This window comes from Clostridium sp. B9 (genome assembly GCF_050509515.1).
Taxonomy (GTDB): Bacteria; Bacillota; Clostridia; order Clostridiales; family Clostridiaceae; genus Sarcina.
The window spans coordinates 2206542-2226695 of record NZ_JBNWKA010000003.1; the positions used below are offsets into that span (position 1 = coordinate 2206542).

At 30.6% G+C, this 20154-nt stretch carries 18 protein-coding genes; all 18 read right to left on the bottom strand.

Annotated elements, in window-relative coordinates; genetic code table 11:
* Positions 1–213: 213 nt before the first annotated feature.
* The 18 genes from eno to ACQZHJ_RS09925 all read right to left on the bottom strand — a co-directional run bounded on the left by eno (position 214) and on the right by ACQZHJ_RS09925 (position 20127).
* Positions 214–1509, bottom strand: coding sequence for a phosphopyruvate hydratase (gene eno, locus ACQZHJ_RS09840; protein WP_430485378.1), 1296 nt, complete (start codon positions 1507–1509; stop codon positions 214–216).
* Between the two features lie 157 nt (positions 1510–1666).
* Positions 1667–2251: a sporulation membrane protein YtaF gene (gene ytaF, locus ACQZHJ_RS09845; RefSeq protein ID WP_430485379.1), complete on the bottom strand. Its 585-nt coding sequence runs from the start codon at positions 2249–2251 to the stop codon at positions 1667–1669.
* A gap of 203 nt (positions 2252–2454) precedes the next feature.
* The gene (locus ACQZHJ_RS09850) at positions 2455–2595 is read right to left on the bottom strand and encodes a hypothetical protein (protein ID WP_430485380.1); all 141 of its coding nucleotides are present in this window, start codon (positions 2593–2595) and stop codon (positions 2455–2457) included.
* A gap of 131 nt (positions 2596–2726) precedes the next feature.
* Complete coding sequence (gadC, locus tag ACQZHJ_RS09855; protein WP_430485381.1) at positions 2727–4190, bottom strand: glutamate:gamma-aminobutyrate antiporter; 1464 nt, start codon at positions 4188–4190, stop codon at positions 2727–2729.
* A gap of 436 nt (positions 4191–4626) precedes the next feature.
* Positions 4627–6165 (bottom strand): 2,3-bisphosphoglycerate-independent phosphoglycerate mutase, encoded by a 1539-nt coding sequence (gene gpmI / locus ACQZHJ_RS09860; protein ID WP_430485382.1) that lies wholly within the window; start codon positions 6163–6165, stop codon positions 4627–4629.
* Positions 6166–6326: 161 nt separating this feature from the next.
* The gene (tpiA, locus tag ACQZHJ_RS09865; RefSeq protein ID WP_430485383.1) at positions 6327–7073 is read right to left on the bottom strand and encodes a triose-phosphate isomerase; all 747 of its coding nucleotides are present in this window, start codon (positions 7071–7073) and stop codon (positions 6327–6329) included.
* A 135-nt stretch (positions 7074–7208) separates the two neighbouring features.
* Positions 7209–8402 carry a phosphoglycerate kinase gene (locus tag ACQZHJ_RS09870; protein ID WP_430485384.1) on the bottom strand — a complete coding sequence of 398 codons (1194 nt, stop codon included), beginning with the start codon at positions 8400–8402 and terminating at the stop codon, positions 7209–7211.
* Positions 8403–8517: 115 nt separating this feature from the next.
* Positions 8518–9519 carry a type I glyceraldehyde-3-phosphate dehydrogenase gene (gene gap, locus ACQZHJ_RS09875; RefSeq protein ID WP_430485385.1) on the bottom strand — a complete coding sequence of 334 codons (1002 nt, stop codon included), beginning with the start codon at positions 9517–9519 and terminating at the stop codon, positions 8518–8520.
* A 95-nt stretch (positions 9520–9614) separates the two neighbouring features.
* Positions 9615–10649 (bottom strand): sugar-binding transcriptional regulator, encoded by a 1035-nt coding sequence (locus ACQZHJ_RS09880; protein WP_430486888.1) that lies wholly within the window; start codon positions 10647–10649, stop codon positions 9615–9617.
* A gap of 228 nt (positions 10650–10877) precedes the next feature.
* Positions 10878–12263 (bottom strand): RNA polymerase factor sigma-54, encoded by a 1386-nt coding sequence (gene rpoN / locus ACQZHJ_RS09885; protein ID WP_430485386.1) that lies wholly within the window; start codon positions 12261–12263, stop codon positions 10878–10880.
* Between the two features lie 193 nt (positions 12264–12456).
* Positions 12457–13224, bottom strand: a complete 768-nt coding sequence (locus tag ACQZHJ_RS09890; protein ID WP_430485387.1) for a hypothetical protein — start codon at positions 13222–13224, stop codon at positions 12457–12459.
* Complete coding sequence (locus ACQZHJ_RS09895; RefSeq protein WP_430485388.1) at positions 13205–13720, bottom strand: ECF transporter S component; 516 nt, start codon at positions 13718–13720, stop codon at positions 13205–13207. The genes ACQZHJ_RS09890 and ACQZHJ_RS09895 overlap by 20 nt, the downstream gene beginning before the upstream one ends.
* 226 nt (positions 13721–13946) lie before the next feature.
* A complete protein-coding gene (locus tag ACQZHJ_RS09900; RefSeq protein WP_430485389.1) occupies positions 13947–15017 on the bottom strand; it encodes a BMP family lipoprotein in 1071 nt (356 codons plus the stop codon).
* Between the two features lie 104 nt (positions 15018–15121).
* Positions 15122–15961: a DegV family protein gene (locus ACQZHJ_RS09905; RefSeq protein ID WP_430485390.1), complete on the bottom strand. Its 840-nt coding sequence runs from the start codon at positions 15959–15961 to the stop codon at positions 15122–15124.
* 14 nt (positions 15962–15975) lie between these two features.
* Positions 15976–16437 carry a tRNA (cytidine(34)-2'-O)-methyltransferase gene (locus tag ACQZHJ_RS09910; RefSeq protein ID WP_430485391.1) on the bottom strand — a complete coding sequence of 154 codons (462 nt, stop codon included), beginning with the start codon at positions 16435–16437 and terminating at the stop codon, positions 15976–15978.
* Positions 16438–16525: 88 nt separating this feature from the next.
* A complete protein-coding gene (locus ACQZHJ_RS09915) occupies positions 16526–17356 on the bottom strand; it encodes a Cof-type HAD-IIB family hydrolase (protein ID WP_430485392.1) in 831 nt (276 codons plus the stop codon).
* Positions 17357–17414: 58 nt separating this feature from the next.
* The gene (locus ACQZHJ_RS09920; RefSeq protein ID WP_430485393.1) at positions 17415–19013 is read right to left on the bottom strand and encodes a VanW family protein; all 1599 of its coding nucleotides are present in this window, start codon (positions 19011–19013) and stop codon (positions 17415–17417) included.
* Positions 19014–19182: 169 nt separating this feature from the next.
* Positions 19183–20127 (bottom strand): GH25 family lysozyme, encoded by a 945-nt coding sequence (locus ACQZHJ_RS09925; RefSeq protein WP_430485394.1) that lies wholly within the window; start codon positions 20125–20127, stop codon positions 19183–19185.
* Positions 20128–20154 lie beyond the last annotated feature (27 nt).

The window sequence follows — 20154 nt, forward strand, 5'->3', positions numbered from 1 at the left end:
AATCACCTCTCCCTCAACTTATACTTGATATTTAAATCATTTTAACATATTTTTCATTTTAATTCAATATTTTGTATTATATTTCAATATTTTGTTATTTAATTATCATTTAAGAGTAAATTATTTAAGACTAGCTTTTTAATTTTACATACAAAAAGACCTTAAGAAATCTCTTAAGGTCTTTTTACTATTTTATCTTATTTTATTTACAAATTATTTTGAAAGATTGAAGAATGCTTTCATTCCTCTGTATTCAGCCACATCACCTAATTCTTCATTTATTCTTATTAATTGGTTATACTTAGCTACTCTTTCACTTCTTGCTGGAGCACCAGTTTTTATTTGTCCTGCATTAACAGCTACAACTAAATCAGCTATAGTTGTATCTTCTGTCTCACCTGATCTATGAGAAACAACAGCTGTGTATCCTGCTCTGTTAGCCATTTCTATAGCATTTAAAGTTTCTGTTAAAGTACCAATTTGGTTTAGTTTTATTAAGATTGAGTTTGCAATTCCTTTTTCAATTCCAGTTGAAAGTCTTTCTGTATTAGTAACGAACAAATCATCACCAACTAACTGAACTTTTTTACCAAGTCTTTCAGTCATTAACTTCCATCCTTCCCAATCTTCTTCTGCCATACCATCTTCAATTGAGATTATTGGATATTTATTAACCCATTCTTCAAAGAAATCAACCATTTCAGAAGCTGATAAAGTTTTTCCTTCATGCTCTAATACATATTTTCCATCTTTATAGTATTCTGATGAAGCAGCATCTATAGCTATGAAGAATTCTTTTCCTGCTTCATATCCAGCTTTCTCTATTGCTTCTAAAATAACTTCTATTGCTTCAGCATTTGATTTTAAGTTTGGAGCAAATCCACCCTCATCACCAACACCTGTTGAATATCCTTTTTCATTTAAAGTTTTCTTTAATGCATGATAAACCTCTGCACAAGCTCTAACTGCTCTTTCAAAGCAATTAAATCCAACTGGCATAATCATAAACTCTTGAATATCTACTGAGTTATCAGCATGGCTACCACCATTTATTATGTTCATCATTGGAACTGGTAATACTTTTGCATTTACTCCTCCAATGTATTGATATAATGGCATTCCTAAATAATTAGCAGCTGCTTGAGCTACAGCTAATGAAACTCCTAGTATAGCATTAGCTCCTAATTTTCCTTTATTCTTAGTTCCATCTAGCTCTATAAGAGTTTTGTCTATATAAGCTTGATCTAAAACATTTAATCCTATAATTTCTTCAGCTATAGTATCATTAACATTCTCTACTGCTTTATCTACACCTTTTCCTAAGTATTTATCTTTATCACCATCTCTTAATTCAACAGCTTCATATATTCCTGTTGAAGCACCTGAAGGAACAGCCGCTCTTCCTACTGTACCATCTTCTAAGTAAACTTCTACCTCTACTGTTGGGAAGCATCTTGAATCTAAGATTTGTCTTGCTACAACATCAATTATTTCAATATATTGTTTCATGTCTATATTCCTCCTTAAATTTTTTCAAATTAATAATCAATCATTTTTTATTTTGTTCTTTTCAATCACTTTTTATGCTTTTATTTTAGTTTATTTTTTTACATAATTCTGTGATTTAAATCACATTTATTGAAAATGATTATCATTGGCTTGTTTTTTAGAAAAATATCTCATAAAATCCTATGAAAACTATTATTAATCCTGATATTAAGTCAGAATACTTACCAAATATTTTTGCAAAAACAGCATTTCCTAATAAATATCCACCTTCTAAGAAAATAATACTTACGAAAAATGTAACTATGCTTGTTAATACAACACTTAGCCCTGCAATACTAGCACCAAAACCTACTCCAAAATTATTTATTGTAAGAGCAAAACCAAGTGATACGGCTTCTTTTGGCTCTATACGTTTTGAATTATTTTTATCAGCCTTCTTTGGATTCTTAATTAAATTGTCATCATTTTTCACATCTTTATTCTTAAAAAATTGGTAGCAGAAAAATAATCCTATAACTATAAGAATTCCACTTCCAATCAAATTAGTAATCTCTTTATTTAAAAACTTTAATATAATAGTACCAAGATACATTGATATAAAAGTTCCTACTGCTGAAATTAGACTGATTATAAAATTACTTAAAGGATTAACCTTAATTTTTTCCATACCATAACCTATCCCAACAGTTAAATTATCTAAATTAGATGAAATAGCAAATAGTAAAATTGATAGTATATGCATGATGACTTCCTCCTCTTTCATCGTTATACTATTCAATTTTACTACTCATTAATTCTTTATCCAAAATTTATTCATAATTTAATATTTATAATTTTCCTCAAATAAAAAAGCTGTATTAAAGTACAGCTTTTTTCAATCTTTACTTTTAAATCGATGTGTAAAGTGACACCTACCTAAAGTTTTATATTGCTTTAGATATACTTTTAAAGACCTTTTCTATTGACTATTCCAGGTTCTTTTCCTGAATTACTTCTATCATTAAATCCATTTTTAGAATTAGAGGAATCGTCATTATGTTTTTTCATACTATCTTGCATTCCCTTTAGAGTCTTTTTCTTGCTCATAAAATTCACTCCTTATCATTAGTTAATTTATTTTTCTAAAATATTATTTCTCAAAAAGCAAATTTTATTACAAGAAAAGACTCTCCTAAACAAGATGAATTTTCTCAACTCTTTAGGACAGCCTTCTTTAATTAGTGTTTGTGAGTTGCTACTGCATGATGAACATTGCCTTCATGAGCATGCATATATTTTTGACAGAATGCATAAATAGCAAATGGTAATACTAAAGCTACTAAGTAACTTATTATTAACATCCACATGTATTCATGTGATTGTACCATACTGCTTGCTATTGATGTTGGTGGTACAAATGAAATAAAGAATGCAAATATTGATGTTGCTAATCCTACTATGGCAACTACTAATTTAACACCTTTTCCACCAGGCATTTGATATGAACCATTTAATCCTTTTCCTAGGATAGCTTTAATATATCCTACAAAGAATAAAATATAACCTGTTAGGTAAATTACAACTGTTAATGACATTGCTGCTAAGAATGAAAGGTTACTTCCACCTGCTCCAAAAGTTAAAACTGCATCCCATATAGTAACTAATATACCTTGTGCTATAACTAAGTAAACTGGAACATCATGTTCATTTGTTTTAGCCCATAATTTTGGAATAGCTCCTTCTTCAGCAGCTATAATCATACCTCTTGTTGGGCCAACTACCCATGAACTTACTTCTGCTATTACTCCAAAAGCAAGTAGGATGGCTATAATTTTAACTAAAATTGTATTATGAGTTGTAAAGTGACCTAATAATACTGCGAAGGTTTGTACAACCCCTGCACTTAAGTTTATTTGATCTTGAGGAATTACTGCAGCTATTGCTAATCCACCCAATGTACTAACAACTATAGCTACTATAACTAATAAAAGCATTGCTAAAGGATAATCCCTTTTTGGATTTTCCATTTCATTTGCATGTGTAGCAGATGCTTCTACACCCATGTAAGATAGGATAAAGGATACAAATACAACTAATGTATTAACATTTGAGAAATTTGGAACAAAGGTATCTTTGCTTGATATATATATAGGATTACCTTGTATTATATATATCAAAGATAAGATTATTAAAATAGCTGCTGGTAAAAGTATTCCTATTACGAAACCAATTTTAGCTATTTTAGCAGTATATTTAGTTCCTCCAAATTGTGATAAAGCTAATACCCAAAATATGACTAAAACTCCTATGAATTTAATAACTGGATTACTATTTAGTGCTGGCCAATTAAATACATATGATAAAGCACCAAGTATGAAATAAATCATTGTTACAAAACCAACGGTTATTTCAAAAAATTCAAAGAATAAATTGGCAAAGCCATATTTTTTACCTAGATTCTTACCGGTCCAAGTAAAAACTCCTCCTTTTTCCCAACCATCTACTGTTGCCATTTCAGCAGCACATAGAGCAACTGGTATAAACCACAAGAACCCTCCTAAAAGCAAATAAAATACTAAGTGTAATTTGGATGTTGCAAAGGTAGGATATTCATACACAGCCATAACCATAGATGCTGTCATTGCAAAAAATCCAAACAGTGTTAATGATTTTGTTTTTTGGTTTGTTCCTTCTTGTTTCATTTAAACTCAACTCCTCTTAAGTTATTTGATTAGCTCAAATAAATTACTAGTTAGTTGCTTCTAAAAGAAGTAAGAAACTTTTATTTTTTTGAGTTATAAACAAAGTTAACTATTTGTTAACGTTTTGTTTATATATATTATAACTCTCTATTCTTAATTTGTTAAACAAATTGTACTATACTCTCCAAAAGTTAACATTTATTAAGTTTACTTAAATTAAATAAACTTTTAATGCAAAATTAAATTCAATTTATTTCCACTTCATCTCTAAAATTATTTATTTTAAATTATAAAAACAAATTTTTCTTTTTCCAATTTTCAATTCAATTTTTATAATTTTTTATATTTTTTACTCACTAAAAATAAACAAATTCAAAAAAAATAGCATTCTTCAATGAAGAATACTATTTTAATTATAATAAATTTATTTTCTATATTATTTGTTTAAAAGACAGTTTCCAGTCATTTCTGCTGGTACTTCTAATCCCATAACATTTAACATAGTTGGAGCTATATCAGCTAATTTTCCACCATCTTTTAATGATTTTCCTTCAGCGTCTTTTGCAATCCATAAGAATGGAACTGGATCTGAAGTATGAGCTGTCATTGGATTACCAGTTGAGTAATCTATCATTATTTCAGCATTTCCGTGGTCAGCTGTTATAAATAAAGTACCATCTTTTTCTAATACTTTATCAGCAACTTTTCCTAAACACTCATCAACAGTCTCTATAGCTTTTATTGCTGCTGACTCTACTCCAGTATGTCCAACCATATCTGGGTTAGCGTAGTTTAATATGATCATATCATATTTATCTTGATCTAATCTCTTTAATAATTCTTCAGTTACTTCATAAGCACTCATTTCTGGTTGTAAGTCGTATGTAGCAACCTTTGGTGAAGCTATTAAAGCTCTATCTTCATTAGTGTTTGGAACTTCTTCGCCACCATTAAAGAAGAATGTTACGTGAGCATACTTCTCAGTTTCAGCTATTCTTAATTGGTTTAATCCTTTAGAAGCAACATACTCTCCTAAAGTATTTGAGTAACTTTCTGGTCTATAAGCAACATCTACACATTTTAATGATTCATCATATTGAGTCATACAAACGAAGTTTACATGTAATTGCTTTCTTTCGAATCCAGTGAACTCTGGGTCAACTATAGCTCTAGTTATTTCTCTAGCTCTATCTGGTCTAAAGTTGAAGAATATTACTGAATCTCCATCTTTAATTCTAGCAACTGGGTGTCCATCTTCTTCTATTACTGTAGGTAAAACGAACTCATCAGTTTTATTATCATGGTATGATTTTTCAATAGCTTCAACAGCTGAAGAAGCTTTTTCACCTTCTCCTAAAGCCATAGCATTGTAAGCTAACTGAACTCTTTCCCATCTGTTATCTCTATCCATTGCATAGTATCTACCACTTACAGTAGCTATTTCACCAACACCGATTTCTTTCATAGCATTTTCTAATTCAACTATAAAATCTTTACCTGATGATGGAGCAACGTCTCTTCCATCCATGAAAGCATGAACATAAACTTTTTGAAGTCCTTTTTTCTTAGCTAACTCTAAAAGACCTTTTAAGTGATCTATGTGAGAGTGAACTCCTCCGTTTGATAATAATCCCATTAAATGTAATGAAGTATTATTTTCTTTAGCTTCATCCATAGCTTTAACTAAAGCAGCATTTTCAAAGAAAGTTCCTTCTTTGATTTCTTTAGTTATTCTTGTTAACTCTTGGTATATTATTCTACCAGCACCTATATTTAAATGTCCAACTTCTGAGTTACCCATTTGTCCTTCTGGAAGACCAACTTCTAATCCTGAAGCTTGTAATTCAGTATGTGGGTATTTAGCGAATAATCTATCATAATTTGGCTTGCTAGCAGCAGCTACTGCGTTACCTTCTTTATTTGGAGATATTCCAAATCCATCTAGTATCATTAACATTACAGGTTTTTTACTCATAATAACCCTCCAAAAAAATTAATTTCTATTTATACATCTATTATAATATGTTGTTATTTAAAAAACAATAGCAATAGACACTTGGTATTAGTTGCCTATTGCTACTGTTTAATTACCAATATTATTCAATAAAAACTATTATCTAATAATATTACCTTTTATTAGTAGTTTACGATTTGTGAGAAATCAGCTGCAACTAAGCTAGCTCCACCAACTAAAGCACCATCGATGTCTGATTTAGCCATTTGCTCAGCTATAGTGTTAGGTTTAACTGATCCACCGTATTGTATTCTTACTTTGTCAGCAACTTCTTGTCCGAACATTTCAGCAACCATAGCTCTTATAGCAGCTATTGTTTCGTTAGCTTGGTCTGAAGTAGCAGTTTTTCCAGTTCCGATAGCCCAGATTGGCTCGTAAGCTATAACAACTTTCTCAGCTTGCTCTTTAGTTAATCCTTCTAAATCAGCAGTTATTTGAGCTTTGATTACGTCGTTAGTAGTTCCGTTTTCTCTTTGCTCTAAAGTTTCTCCACAGCAAAGGATTGGAGTCATGTTGTGAGCGAAAGCAGCTTTAACTTTCTTGTTACAAGTTTCATCTGTTTCGTTGAAGTATTCTCTTCTTTCACTATGTCCGATTACAACGTAGTCTATTCCCATAGCTTCTAACATTCTTGGAGCGATTTCTCCAGTGAAAGCTCCTTTTTCTTCGAAGTGCATGTTTTGAGCACCTACTTTTATGTTTGATCCTTCAACAGCTTTTTTAACAGCGTCTAAGCAAACGAAAGTTGGGCATACAACTACTTCACATTTAGCATCTTTAACTAATGGCTTTAATTCTTCAACTAATTTAACAGCCTCGTCTATTGTATAGTGCATTTTCCAGTTTCCTGCGATTATTGGAGTTCTCATCTATATTCACCTCTATTAATATTTTAAATACTAAATGGTGTATGGTAAATCTCTTTACCAAACACCATATTTTATTTTATAAAACAACAATCTTTGTACTTCAATCTAAAAATTTACTACTTTATGGTATAATAATTACTTATCGTTTAAAGCAGCTATTCCTGGTAATACTTTACCTTCTAAGAATTCTAATGAAGCTCCACCACCAGTTGAGATGTGAGACATTTTATCACCGAATCCTAATATGTTTACAGCAGCAGCTGAATCTCCACCACCGATTATAGTAGTAGCATCAGCATCAGCCATAGCTTTAGCAACAGCTATTGTACCTTTGTTGAAGTTTTCGAATTCGAATACTCCCATTGGTCCGTTCCAGATAACTGTCTTAGCATCTTTGATAGCCTCAGCGTATATAGCTTCAGTTTTTGGTCCGATATCTAATCCCATGAATCCTTCAGCGATGTTTTGATCTTCTGTAACTACAGCTTCAACATCTTTGAATTCTTTAGCTACTCTGTGGTCTACAGGTAATAATAATTTAACACCTTTTTCCTCAGCTTTAGCTAACATTTCTTTAGCGTATTCAACTTTATCTTCTTCTACTAATGAACTTCCTACAGTGTATCCTTGAGCTTTTAAGAATGTGTAAGCCATTCCTCCACCGATTATTAAAGTATCAACTTTTTCTAATAAGTTGTTTATAACGTTTATCTTATCTGAAACTTTAGCTCCACCTAAGATAGCAACGAATGGTCTTTCTGGAGTTTCTACAGCATCTCCTAAGAACTTAAGCTCTTTTTGGATTAAGTATCCACATACAGCAGTATCTAAGAACTCAGTAACTCCAACTGTTGAACAGTGAGCTCTGTGAGCAGTTCCGAATGCATCGTTAACGAACATATCAGCTAATGAAGCTAATTCTTTTGATAACTCTTCGCCGTTTTTAGTTTCTTCTTTTCTGTATCTTGTGTTTTGAAGTAAAACTACATCTCCATCTTTCATTTCAGCTACTGCTTTTTTAGCATTTTCTCCAACAACATTGTCGTCAGCTGCAAAAACAACTTCTTTTCCAAGCATTTCGCTTAATTTCTTAGCAACTGGTGCTAATGAGAATTCTGGCTTAGCTTCTCCTTTTGGTTTACCCATATGTGAGCAAAGGATTACTTGTGCTCCGTTGTCAACTAAGTATTTTATAGTTGGCATAGCACCATTTAATCTGTTTATATCAGTTATAACACCATCTTTTAGTGGTACGTTAAAGTCACATCTTACTAAAACTTTTTTACCTTTAACTTGTATATCTTCTACAGTCTTTTTATTGAAGTTCATCGTATTCACCTCTTATTAAAATTAAATTTAAATTTGAAAATAGTCTGGCCTTATAGCCTTATACTACAAAACCAGACTTATAAAACTTTTTATAAAATACTATCTAATTAATAGATTACTTTAAGTTAGCGAAGTATCCTAAAGTTCTGATTAATTGGTTAGTGTATGACATTTCATTGTCGTACCATGAAGCAACTTTAACTAATTGTTGTCCGTTAACTTCCATGATTTTTGTTTGAGTTGCATCGAATAATGATCCGAAGCTTATTCCGATTACGTCTGATGATACTATTGGATCTTCAGTGTATCCGTATGATTCGTTAGCAGCAGCTTTCATAGCAGCGTTTATTTCTTCAACTGTAGTGTTTTTGTCTAATACACAAACTAACTCAGTTAATGAACCAGTTATTACAGGTACTCTTTGAGCGTTTCCGTCTAATTTACCAGCTAATTCTGGGATAACTAATCCGATTGCTTTAGCAGCACCAGTTGAGTTAGGTACGATTGAAGCAGCAGCAGCTCTTGCTCTTCTTAAATCACCTTTTCCGTGAGGAGCATCTAAAGTATTTTGGTCATTTGTGTAAGCGTGGATTGTAGTCATGAATCCTTCTTTTAATCCAAATTGATCGTTTAATACTTTAGCCATTGGAGCTAAACAGTTAGTTGTACATGAAGCACCTGATATAACTGTATCGCTAGCTTTTAATATTTCGTTGTTTATGTTGTAAACTACTGTTGGAAGGTCGTTTCCAGCTGGAGCTGATATAACAACTTTCTTAGCGCCTGCTTCTAAGTGAGCTGAAGCTTTCTCTTTTGATGCGAAGAATCCTGTACACTCTAAAACGATGTCTACATTTAAATCTCCCCATGGTAAGTTTTTAGGGTCTCTTTCTGCAGTAACTTTGATTTCTTTTCCGTTAACTACGAAAGCTCCTTCTTTAACTTCGATTTCTCCATCGAATCTTCCTTGTGCTGAATCATATTTGAATAAGTGAGCTAAAGTTTTAGCATCTGTTAAATCGTTAATTCCAACAACGTTGAACTCTGGGTTGTTGATCATTAATCTTAATGCTAATCTTCCTATTCTTCCAAATCCGTTAATTGCTACATTTACCATATTGTAAATACCTCCTAAAAGATGTTGTTTATTTTTATATATAAAATATTAAAAAATATTTTAAACAGATTTATTTTGAGAGATTTCATATTATTTTATTCATCTCTACCTAAAATTTTTAAAATTTCATTTGCTGCACCCTCATCTGTAACAAGAACTGCATTCTTATTTCCATATACAGTAGTTAAAATAGCTTCAGCTTTATTTCCTCCACCAGCTACAGCAATATGGCTTTTTATTTTTCTTAAATCATTTATTGTTACCCCTAAAGTTGGCATAACATAAACAACTTCTGATTTTTCATTGAAGTAGCATCCAAAGGCTTCTCCAACGGCTCCTAATTCTAAAAGTCTCATAACTTCTTCTCTAGGAACACCTCTCTTATCAGCCATTTTTTTTGCTCTACCTATACCATATATTAGCATATCTGCATTTTTGATATTATCTATGAGTTCTCTCATATCATCCTGTTTCATTAAAGCATCCATTACTTCTTTACTTATGTTATCAGGAACATGAAGCATTTTATAGGTTCCATTTAACTTTTTAGCTAAATTTGCAGCCAATGTATTTGACTGTGTTTCAACCTTCTTGCCCATACCACCTCTTGCAGGCACAACTAAAACATTGCGTAGGTTTGCCATTTCTGGTAATTCATCTATAACTTCTTTAACAGTTGTTCCACCAGTAACAGCAATTGTATAACCATCTTTGATTATGTTTTTTGAATAGTTTGCAGCAGCTTTTCCAAGTTCTTTTATAGTACTTTCTTCTTCACCACTGTCTCCTGGAACAACTATTACATCTCTAACATTTAGTGCATCACATAATTGTTTTTCCAGATTAGATAGGCCTTTAATTTCATGTATAAATCCTTTTAATGACTCTAGCATGAATTCCCCTTCTTGGGTTACAGACATACCTGGAGTGTTTATTTGTATAAGGTTTTGAGATTTTAAAAAACCTATTTCTGTTCTTACAATTCTTTCACCTAAATTTAAATTGTTTGCCAAAGCTCTTCTACCTATTGGCTGATTATAATAAATTGTTCTGATTATATTGTATCTTTTCACTAATAGTTCTACCATTTCAGGAACTATTATTTTTTGCAATTTTAAAATCTCTAGCAAATTTAACAACTCCTTTGGACATTCAAAGTCCCACTTGCTTCTTAAATGTCCCGCATGTTTATTATAAAACATATTAAGAAAAATTTAAAGGGTTTTTAGAAAAATTTTTCTTATTTTTTTAAAAAATATAAAAAAATATAGAGAGATTACCCAATCTCTCTATATTTTTCACTCAATTATGCTATTTACAAGAAGTTTTATTCCAATTAATCCCTATTTTTTATCTATTTAAAATCTTTTCCTCTTACTTGAAGACTTTATTCCAAGCTCTTCTCTATATTTCGCCACAGTTCTTCTAGATATAGCCATACCTTTTTCTTTTAATATTTCACTTATAGCTTGGTCAGATAAAGGTTTTGATTTATTTTCTTCTTTTATAACATCCTCTAATGCTTTTTTTATATTTATAACTGTAACATCTTCATCACCATTACTATTTTCTTTATTGCTTATTGAGTTAACAAAGAGATTTTTTATTTTTATTGTTCCCATAGAAGTTAAAATATATTTATCTCTAATTGCTCTTGAAATAGTTGATTCATGCATTTCTAATTGCTCAGCTATTTCTTTAAGAGTCATAGGCTTTAAATATTTATCTCCCTTTTCAAAATACTCTTTTTGCTTTCCAAGTATTTTTTCTAAAACTCTATATAATGTACTCTTTCTTTGCTCTATACTTTTTATAAGAAACATAGCTTTTCCCATTTTTTCTTTTACATACTCTGTTGCTTCTTTATCATTATTATTCTCTTTTAATAGCGATGCGTATAGAGGATTTACTGATAATAGAGGTAATACCCCATCATTCATTATGATAAAAAATTCTCCATCTATTTTTCTTATCTCTGCATCAGGTATTATAAAACCAACTTCATCTCCAGTATAAAACCCTCTTGAAGGTTTAGGCTCCAAGCTTTTTATTTGATCCCCATAACTTTGAGCTTCTTTAGGAGTTATTCCTAATGATTTAGCAATAACTTGATATTTATTATCTGCTAAATCATCTAAATGATCTTCTATTATTTTTTCAACCTCTTCACCAAACTCACCTTTACGCTCTAATTGTATTCTCAAACACTCTTTTAAATCTTTAGCTCCTATACCTGCTGGCTCTAAATTATGAAGAACTATTAAAGCTCTCTCAAATGTTTCTTCCGAACAATTAAGTTCATTCATAAGTTCTTCCTTACTTATATCAAGATACCCCTTGTGATCTAAACATTCTACCATGTAACTACATACGCTTCTCTCATACTCATTTATAGGAAGTTCTCTTATTTGATCTTCTAAATAATCAGTAAGAGACTCTGGCTTACTTATAAATGTAAATGGGGAAACACTATCTTTGTCATATTCTCCATAACTTTGAGAACCATAATTATCTGATTCTAAATATTTTACTAATTCTTTGTAATCTAATCTATCTTGTTCATTAACCATTTCTTTTTGCTCTTCATATTGAGCCTCTAGAACAGGATTTTCTGAAAATTCTTTTTCTATATATTCTCTTAAATCATATGTAGACATCTGCAAAAGCTTTATAGATAATTGCATTTGCTGAGTCATTATTAACTTTTGTTCCTGAGTTAAATTCAAATTAAAATCCATTAACATATATATCACCCAAAATTATCAAATTCTAAACATTCATTTTTTCTCTAGTACCTTTCCTCTTTAATTATCTATCAAATTAAAGTTTTTTTCAATATTATAATATGTTAAGCTCACTCTTCATTAATTATTATGTTTAAAATATAATAATTAATTCTAAAATAAGCATGGTAGATTAAAATCTACCATGCTTATTTTAAATAACTTCACCTATTTTAATCATAGGTATATAAATTTTGTTTTTTATCTCTTCTATGCTTTCATTACTACACATAAATAACAACGCTGTTGCTGGTCCTGCTGATTTTCTAAGCTTCTCTGAATCATATTTAATCTCAATTTTTATATTGTTACTTACTTCTAGTTCTTTTACTTCATGTATTGCTCCCTTAGAGCCTATAGGTAGTATTTCCTTAACACCCTCGAATTCGCTTAAAAGTTTAAGTTCTTTAAATCCAACTATCTCTCTTTTTTCACTTTTAAGTTCTTCTAAAACTTCTATGCCAACCTTAGGTATTCCTAACAAGACTACAGCATCACCTTTTTCAAAGTTTTTTTTCTTTTCTTTACTTTTCTTGCCTACTATAGTTAACCCTAAGAATGTTTGTAAAGTATTAAAGTTATCTTCAGTACTTCCAGTTACACACTCTTTCAAGTCATATTTATCGTTAAAAAAATCTGTATTGTTATACTCTTCTATTGCTCTGTTTATTCCTTCTATTATTCTTTCTCCCTGTCCTTTCATTGGCATACCTAAGTTGTTAACTATAACTTGAGGTCTTGCCTTAAAAGCTAGCAATTCAAAAAGACAAACCCTTGCTGAAAAATATCCAACAATCTTATTGTCAGATTTAATTATATCCAATTCTCTTTCTCCAATACCACAGCAACTATCACAAGCTATTACAGTTTCTTTATCTAGCTCATTTATTATTGTTAAATCTCTAAATTTGTATATTTGCATTTTTAACACCTTTTGCTATTATAAATGCTAAAACAATGTTAGCTAAACTTGCTACGGTTAATGGTAATCCCATAACTTGTAGAAATTGTATTGGATTTAATCCACCAGCTGTATAATACATAAATGCTCCTGTTATTAAAGTAGCAACTACTCCATTTAACAAAGTTCCTACTATACAAGCTAAAATAGTTTTGCCTTTATTGTATATTTGTGAAGTTAAATAAACGACAACAAACATTTCTATAGCTATAAGAATATGTACTGGTACTGTAAATGGAAATCCTGACATAAGTGCTGTAAATAAATGTCCTAACAATCCTATAATTCCACCAATAACTGGAGACAATAAAATTCCTCCTACAAACGCAGGCATAGAATCAAAAGCTATTGTTTGAAACACCTTTACATTAGCTAGTATCATACTTAGCCCTATTAATAGTGCTGCAAAGCACATCCTCTTGACACTAAAATCATTTTTCTTCTTAATTAGACTCATCCCAAATATTCATCCTCTCTATATTTTATTAACCCTATTTTAAGTAAATATTAATTTTAAAACAAAGTCTTTTATTGAATATATAATTATAAGCTTGTACATTTAAATAATAAGATTAAACTGATAGAAGTTTCCTCCTATCAGCTAATATATGTATAAATATTAACCACCAAAATTATGATTACATACAAAGTTATATTCTGTCAATATACGAATAAAACCATTATTATTGGTTAACTTTAAAATTCTCAACCTCATTAAGATTTTTAGGCACATCTATTTCCCCATTTATTATTAATTCTTTGTATCTATTAACTTTATCCATAACATTTTGAGGCACTAAATTTTTAGTAGACTCCGCAACAGCTATACCATCATTTTTCAAACCAATTTCCATTATATTTTCTGGACCTGATTTAAAATCACTATTTATAACCTCCTTAGCTGTATTATAAACAGCCTCATCTAATCTTTTTAGCATAGATGAAAGTATGTTATTTGCATACTCTGAAAATACTACTGCAGAGTCTACATCTACCCCGATAGCATAATTTCCTGTTTCTTTAGCTGCCTTAAATAAACCTACACCAGCTTCTCCAGCTGCATGAAATATTATATCTGCTCCACCTCCATACATTTCTCCAGCTATTTTATACCCCTCTTCTTGATTTTTAAAATCTCCAACATATCTAACCATATTATCATTTTTTATATTATTATACGCTTCCTCATTAGAAGCTTTTAACCCTGCCATATATCCTGATAAAAAATTTTCTATTACTTCAGCCTCAATCCCACCAATAAAACCAACTTTATTTGTTTTCGTCATATTTCCAGCTATTATTCCCATTAGAAAGGCTCCCTCTTCATCTTTGAAATCAATAGACTTTACATTTGGAAGTTCAGAAACTGTATCTACTATAGCAAAATTCTTATCCGGATAATCTTTTGCTACATTATTTAAACCTTCTAGAAATTTAAATGCAGATGCGAATGTTAAATCATTGTTTTGTGCTGCTTCTCTTAATCTTTTTTCATAATCTTCTGAAGAATTTGTATCAAAAACTTCTATATTAGCATTGTATTCTTTTTTTATTCTTTCTAATCCATCAACAGCTAAATCAGTAAAGTAATTTTCTTCATCTACAAAATCATCCTTTATAAGAGCAAAATTATATACTTCTTTTTCTATTATATTAACTTTTTCTAATGCAGATGAGCTATTTGAATTGCATCCTACAAAACTTACTAAAGCAGCTAATAATACTATAGATGCAAAAACTTTCTTAAATCTCATATCATAGGCCTCCTCTTTTTCATATCAATTTATATGATTTCCAAAATCAATAATTTTATGTATAAAAAGAAAAAGAGTAACTCCTCGAGAGTTACTCTTTTATATTAATATTCTTCTACATAGAATAATGCACAAACTTTTGGCCCTGAATGTATTGCTACTGAACATCCTAAAGGAAGTTTAATATATTCTATATTATTAGATTCTAAATAATCTTTTATAGGTAAATATATATCTTCATTTTCAAGTTCTACTAAGATAACTGGTTCTCCCTCTTTTCTTGGAGTTTCAGCAAATTGTTCTATCATTGCCTTAACCATCTTCTTAGTTCCTCTTATTTTTCCTTGAACATTCATCTCACCATCTTGAACATTTAGCATAAGTTTTATTCCTAAAGCATTTACAAATAATGCTTTCCCCTTTGAAAGTCTTCCACCTCTAACTAAGTTATCTAAACTTTCAAAAGCTATTGTACTTTTTACATGTTTTGAATATTCTAATATTTCTTTTTCTAATTCATTTAAAGTTATCCCTTGTTCTATTAATTTAGCTGCCTTTAATATTATAAGACCTAAACCAACAGTTACATTTCTTGAATCAATAACAACTATATCATCACTTTCTAATTCAGCCTTAGCTAAGCAAGCTGATTGATAAGTTCCACTCATATTTGATGATATATGTATAGATATAACTTTGTACCCTTCATCTAAGTATTGTTTATATCTTTCAATAAATCTTGTTGGAACTATTTGAGCTGTAGTTGGAAGAGCATTTTCTCTTTCAATTCTCTCCATCATAGCATCTACTTTTATTTCAACGCCATCTAAATAGCTATCTTCCCCAAAGTTTATTAACATTGGCATAACATCTATGTCATATTTATCTATAATTTCCTTAGATAAGTCACATGTACTATCCGTTATAATCTTTATTTTTTCCAAAGTCTATTTCCCCCTTATTTCATGCCTGGAAATCCTATTTGTCTTAATGCTTCATAAGCTATGATTGCCACAGTGTTTGATAAGTTTAAGCTTCTAGTTGAACTGCTTATCATAGGAACCTTTATTCCATGATGCGCATTATGAACATCATCTGGAACTCCAGAAGTTTCTCTTCCAAACATTATGAAATCACCCTCTTCATATTTAACCTCATCATGATGATCAGTAGCATGAGTCGTTGATAAGTATATTTTCTTATCTCCATACTTCTCCATAAACGCTTCATAACTTTCATGTATTTCAATATCTAATTGATCCCAGTAATCTAGTCCTGCTCTCTTTACATGTTTATCATCTATAACAAAGCTCATAGGTTTTATTATGTGAAGCTTTGAATTTGTTAAAACACAAGTTCTTGCTATATTCCCTGTATTTTGTGGTATTTCTGGTTGATATAAAACTATATTAAGATTCACCTTTGTCCCTCCAAATAAATGTAAAAATATATAAATTTTTAAGTTAAGTCATAAGTATATGATAGTATCTAATCGAACAAATTGCAAGTTAATCATTTTTTAATATAAATTCATATATCACCTTAGCAACACCATTATTATCATTGGTATCAGTTACATAATCTGCAAGTTTTTTTAACTCCTCACTTCCATTTCCCATAGCAACACCTAATCCAGCATATTTTATCATCGACAAATCATTTTCATTGTCACCTATGCATATTATCTCATCTCTTTTTATTCCAAATCTTTCTCCTAAAACTCTAACTGCTCTCCCTTTAGAAACACCTTTATTATTTACTTCTAAAGAATATTTCCCTGATGCTGTAACCTCAAAATTTCCTAAAGCATTCAAATCATTCTTTATTTTGCTAAGTCTATTTGTACTAAAATCAATTATTATACATTTTCCTATATTCTCTTTTTCTAAAGCTTCCTTAAATAAATTTTCTTTCACATAAACATTTGCTACTCTATGCTCTTTAGGTGTCTTTATATTAAGAGCATAATCAGAAATATGTTTCCTCAATTTAGATGACCAATAGACTTTATCTCTTGAATGAAAACTAGGCACTCCTTTATATTTTTTACATACCTCTCTTATTTCTTCACACTGATTACTGCTTAGAGTATCCCTTGCTATAAGAATATCTCTATCCTCATCTATTATCCATGCTCCATTATTAGCTATAACTGCACAATTAACTCCTATAAAGCTTGAAAAGTATATTGCATTTTTAGCATTTCTTCCTGTGCAAATTATTATATGCACTCCTTTATTATATGCTTCTTTCAAAGCTATTCTATTTTCTTCACTAATTACCTTTTTAGAATTTAGTAAAGTTCCATCCATATCAATGCATATCATTTTGTATCTCATAAATTCTCCTCCTATAAAAAAAGAGAGGTTAATTACTTAACCTCTCTTAAAATTTTTATTATTGATGAGCTTGCCCTTGAGCAGCAGCTCCTTGAGTTTGAGTATTAGCAGGAGGTTGTGTTGCCGCCTGACTTCCATTTGCTGGAGGTGTTGTTGGCTTTGTTTCCTCTGGCTTCGGTTGCTCAGTTGGTGGCGTTGTAGGTTGTGTTTCCTCAGGCTTTGTTTCAGGTTTCACCTCTGGTTTTGGTTCTGGCTTTGGTTCAGCCTTTTTTGTACCCACCTTTATTATTTCATCCTTTTTCTTATAGACATCATGTGCAATTAATTTCTTATCTATTTCTTTTCCATTTTGATAAGTTACTAAGTATCCACTTGATTTATATCCTTTAACAGCATGTTGTTCAACAACTCTTTCACCTGCTGGTAAATTTGGATCATCAACCACTTTTGTTGTTGGTGTTAATGTTTCATTAACAACTGTCTGAAGTTCATATGTTTTTCCATCCATACCTTCTTTATTTCCATATATATTAAATGTAACATGCTTGTTAGCTGTGTACCCTTGAATATATATTGGGAAATCATATGGGTTCTTAAATTGATAATCTAATGACCCCCATGCTACCGTAGCATCTCCACTTGGTCCTGAGTAGCTTGTAGTCATACTATGATTATGTCTTTCTGTTGGCAATATTCCTGCTCTTAATACAGCTCTATATAATGTAGTAGATACCTGACAAATTCCTCCACCAGTTACCATAACTACTTTATTACCTATATATGCAGCTCCATCCCTATAACCCTTATCTCTAGTTCTTTCACCTAAAGTATTATTATAACTAAATGTCTCACCTGGCATTAATAGAGTCCCATTTACAGTTTTTGCTGCTATTTCAACATTAGCACTTCTGCTAGCATCTGAACTAGTATAGCTAGTTGTAAAACTTCCTATAACGCCATCTATTTTTGTAAGCATATCTTTAGTAACCTTAGGTTTAGTAACTTCTACTGGAACCTCAACTACTGTATTAGCTTCTGGATTGGCATTTATAGCTTCTTTAACCAAAGTAGTCATCTTTTCTTTTTCAATAGCACGACCATCTTGACCATCAACTACATCTATACCTCCTCCACTTAAACTTATAGTAGCATTTTTAGCATCCTGATTAACCATTTCAGCTAATTTATCCTCATAACCTACTAACTTAGTTTCATCATATTTAAATTCTAATTTTAATTCTTTTTTAGAACTTCCCTCAATCAATTCATTTTTTTCAAAAAGATTTAAATCTTTTCCATAATTCATAGCTTCATCTACAGTTGCATCTATATTATATTCTGGTGACAAATCTGAATATTTTATTTCAATACTTTTATCTGCAGCTTTTACTGTTATTGCTTTATTTTGTATTGGTTCTTTTATCTTTTCATTTAAAGCTTTTATAGCCTCATCTTTACTCATACCTGATAAATCTACATTTTCAACATAAACGTTAGGATATATCTTATTATTCCACTTTTCTACCTTTTTCTGAATACTTACTATATAAGCAGTAACAGAACCTATTATAATTGCTAATATTACAATAACTGATATTATTATGTTCTTTTTACTCTTTAGAAAGCTTGTACTCTTTTTTTTATTTTCTTCACTCACAATTATTCTCCTCTCTATGTTCTCCTACAAAAACTATAAGATAAATCTCACAAAAAATTATTACAATATAATAACATTTATTATTATAACAAATTTTTTACAACTTGAGTAAAAAAATTAAATAGAGTTAAAAAAACTTTAACCCTATTTAACACCGTAAATCTTATAATTAATCTATAACATATTCTGTTCTATCTTTAGAAAAATCTCCGGCAATATCAAAAGCCTCAATTGATATTTTTATAGGTTTACCTTGTGGCAAATAGAACTTATTCTTATTTATCACAAATTTAGTGGCTTTCCTTGGCAATGTTCCTGCATAATTATCATTTACAAAAACATTATATCCATTTAAATCATCCTCTTTATTGCTATTCCAGACTACATATATCCTCTTATTATCATCATAAGCCTTAAGTCCTGTAACAGCTGCTGGAGGCATAAGTCTTGCTACACTATTTGGTCCCCAATTTAAATCTAGCGGATTTCCTACACCATCTAATTTCCCTTCATCAGTATATTGCCATATAGTCCATCTCTTCCATCCACCAACATTCGGTGGAATCTTAGGATTAGATGGTATTCTTGTGTACATAGCAAGCCATAATGGCATATCACTTAAGGGATATCCTTTACCAGGAACTTTAAAATCACTATATAGGTCTATAAAGAATAAGCCAGTATATAGCATTAATCTTCTTCTAGTTTTTTCTTCAAATCTATCTCTAAACTTATCTATCCAGTTAACAAGTTGAGTTGGGGTTAATGATTTGTCTACAGGAACCTCAACATCTACCACTGGGAATAAATCCCCATAATCACCCTTACCAAAGCCTTGTTGCAATACATCTATAAATTGATCAGCTTGTTGAACAGCTGTCTCTAAATCTGCAGAAGGTTTAGCAAAATGATACGCTCCGCATGGAATCCCATATTTTCTGCATTCTTTTGCAAACTCTAAAAATTTCTTATCAACTCTTAACTTTCCTGTTCCCGAACCTGAAGCTCTTAAGTAAATAAAATCTGAGTTTTTAGATAACTTTTCGAAATTAACATCCTTACTAAATTCATTTAAATCTGGACCAAAAGTACTTAATGGATTTTTATCTTGCATTAATACTCTCCCTAAAAATTAATACTC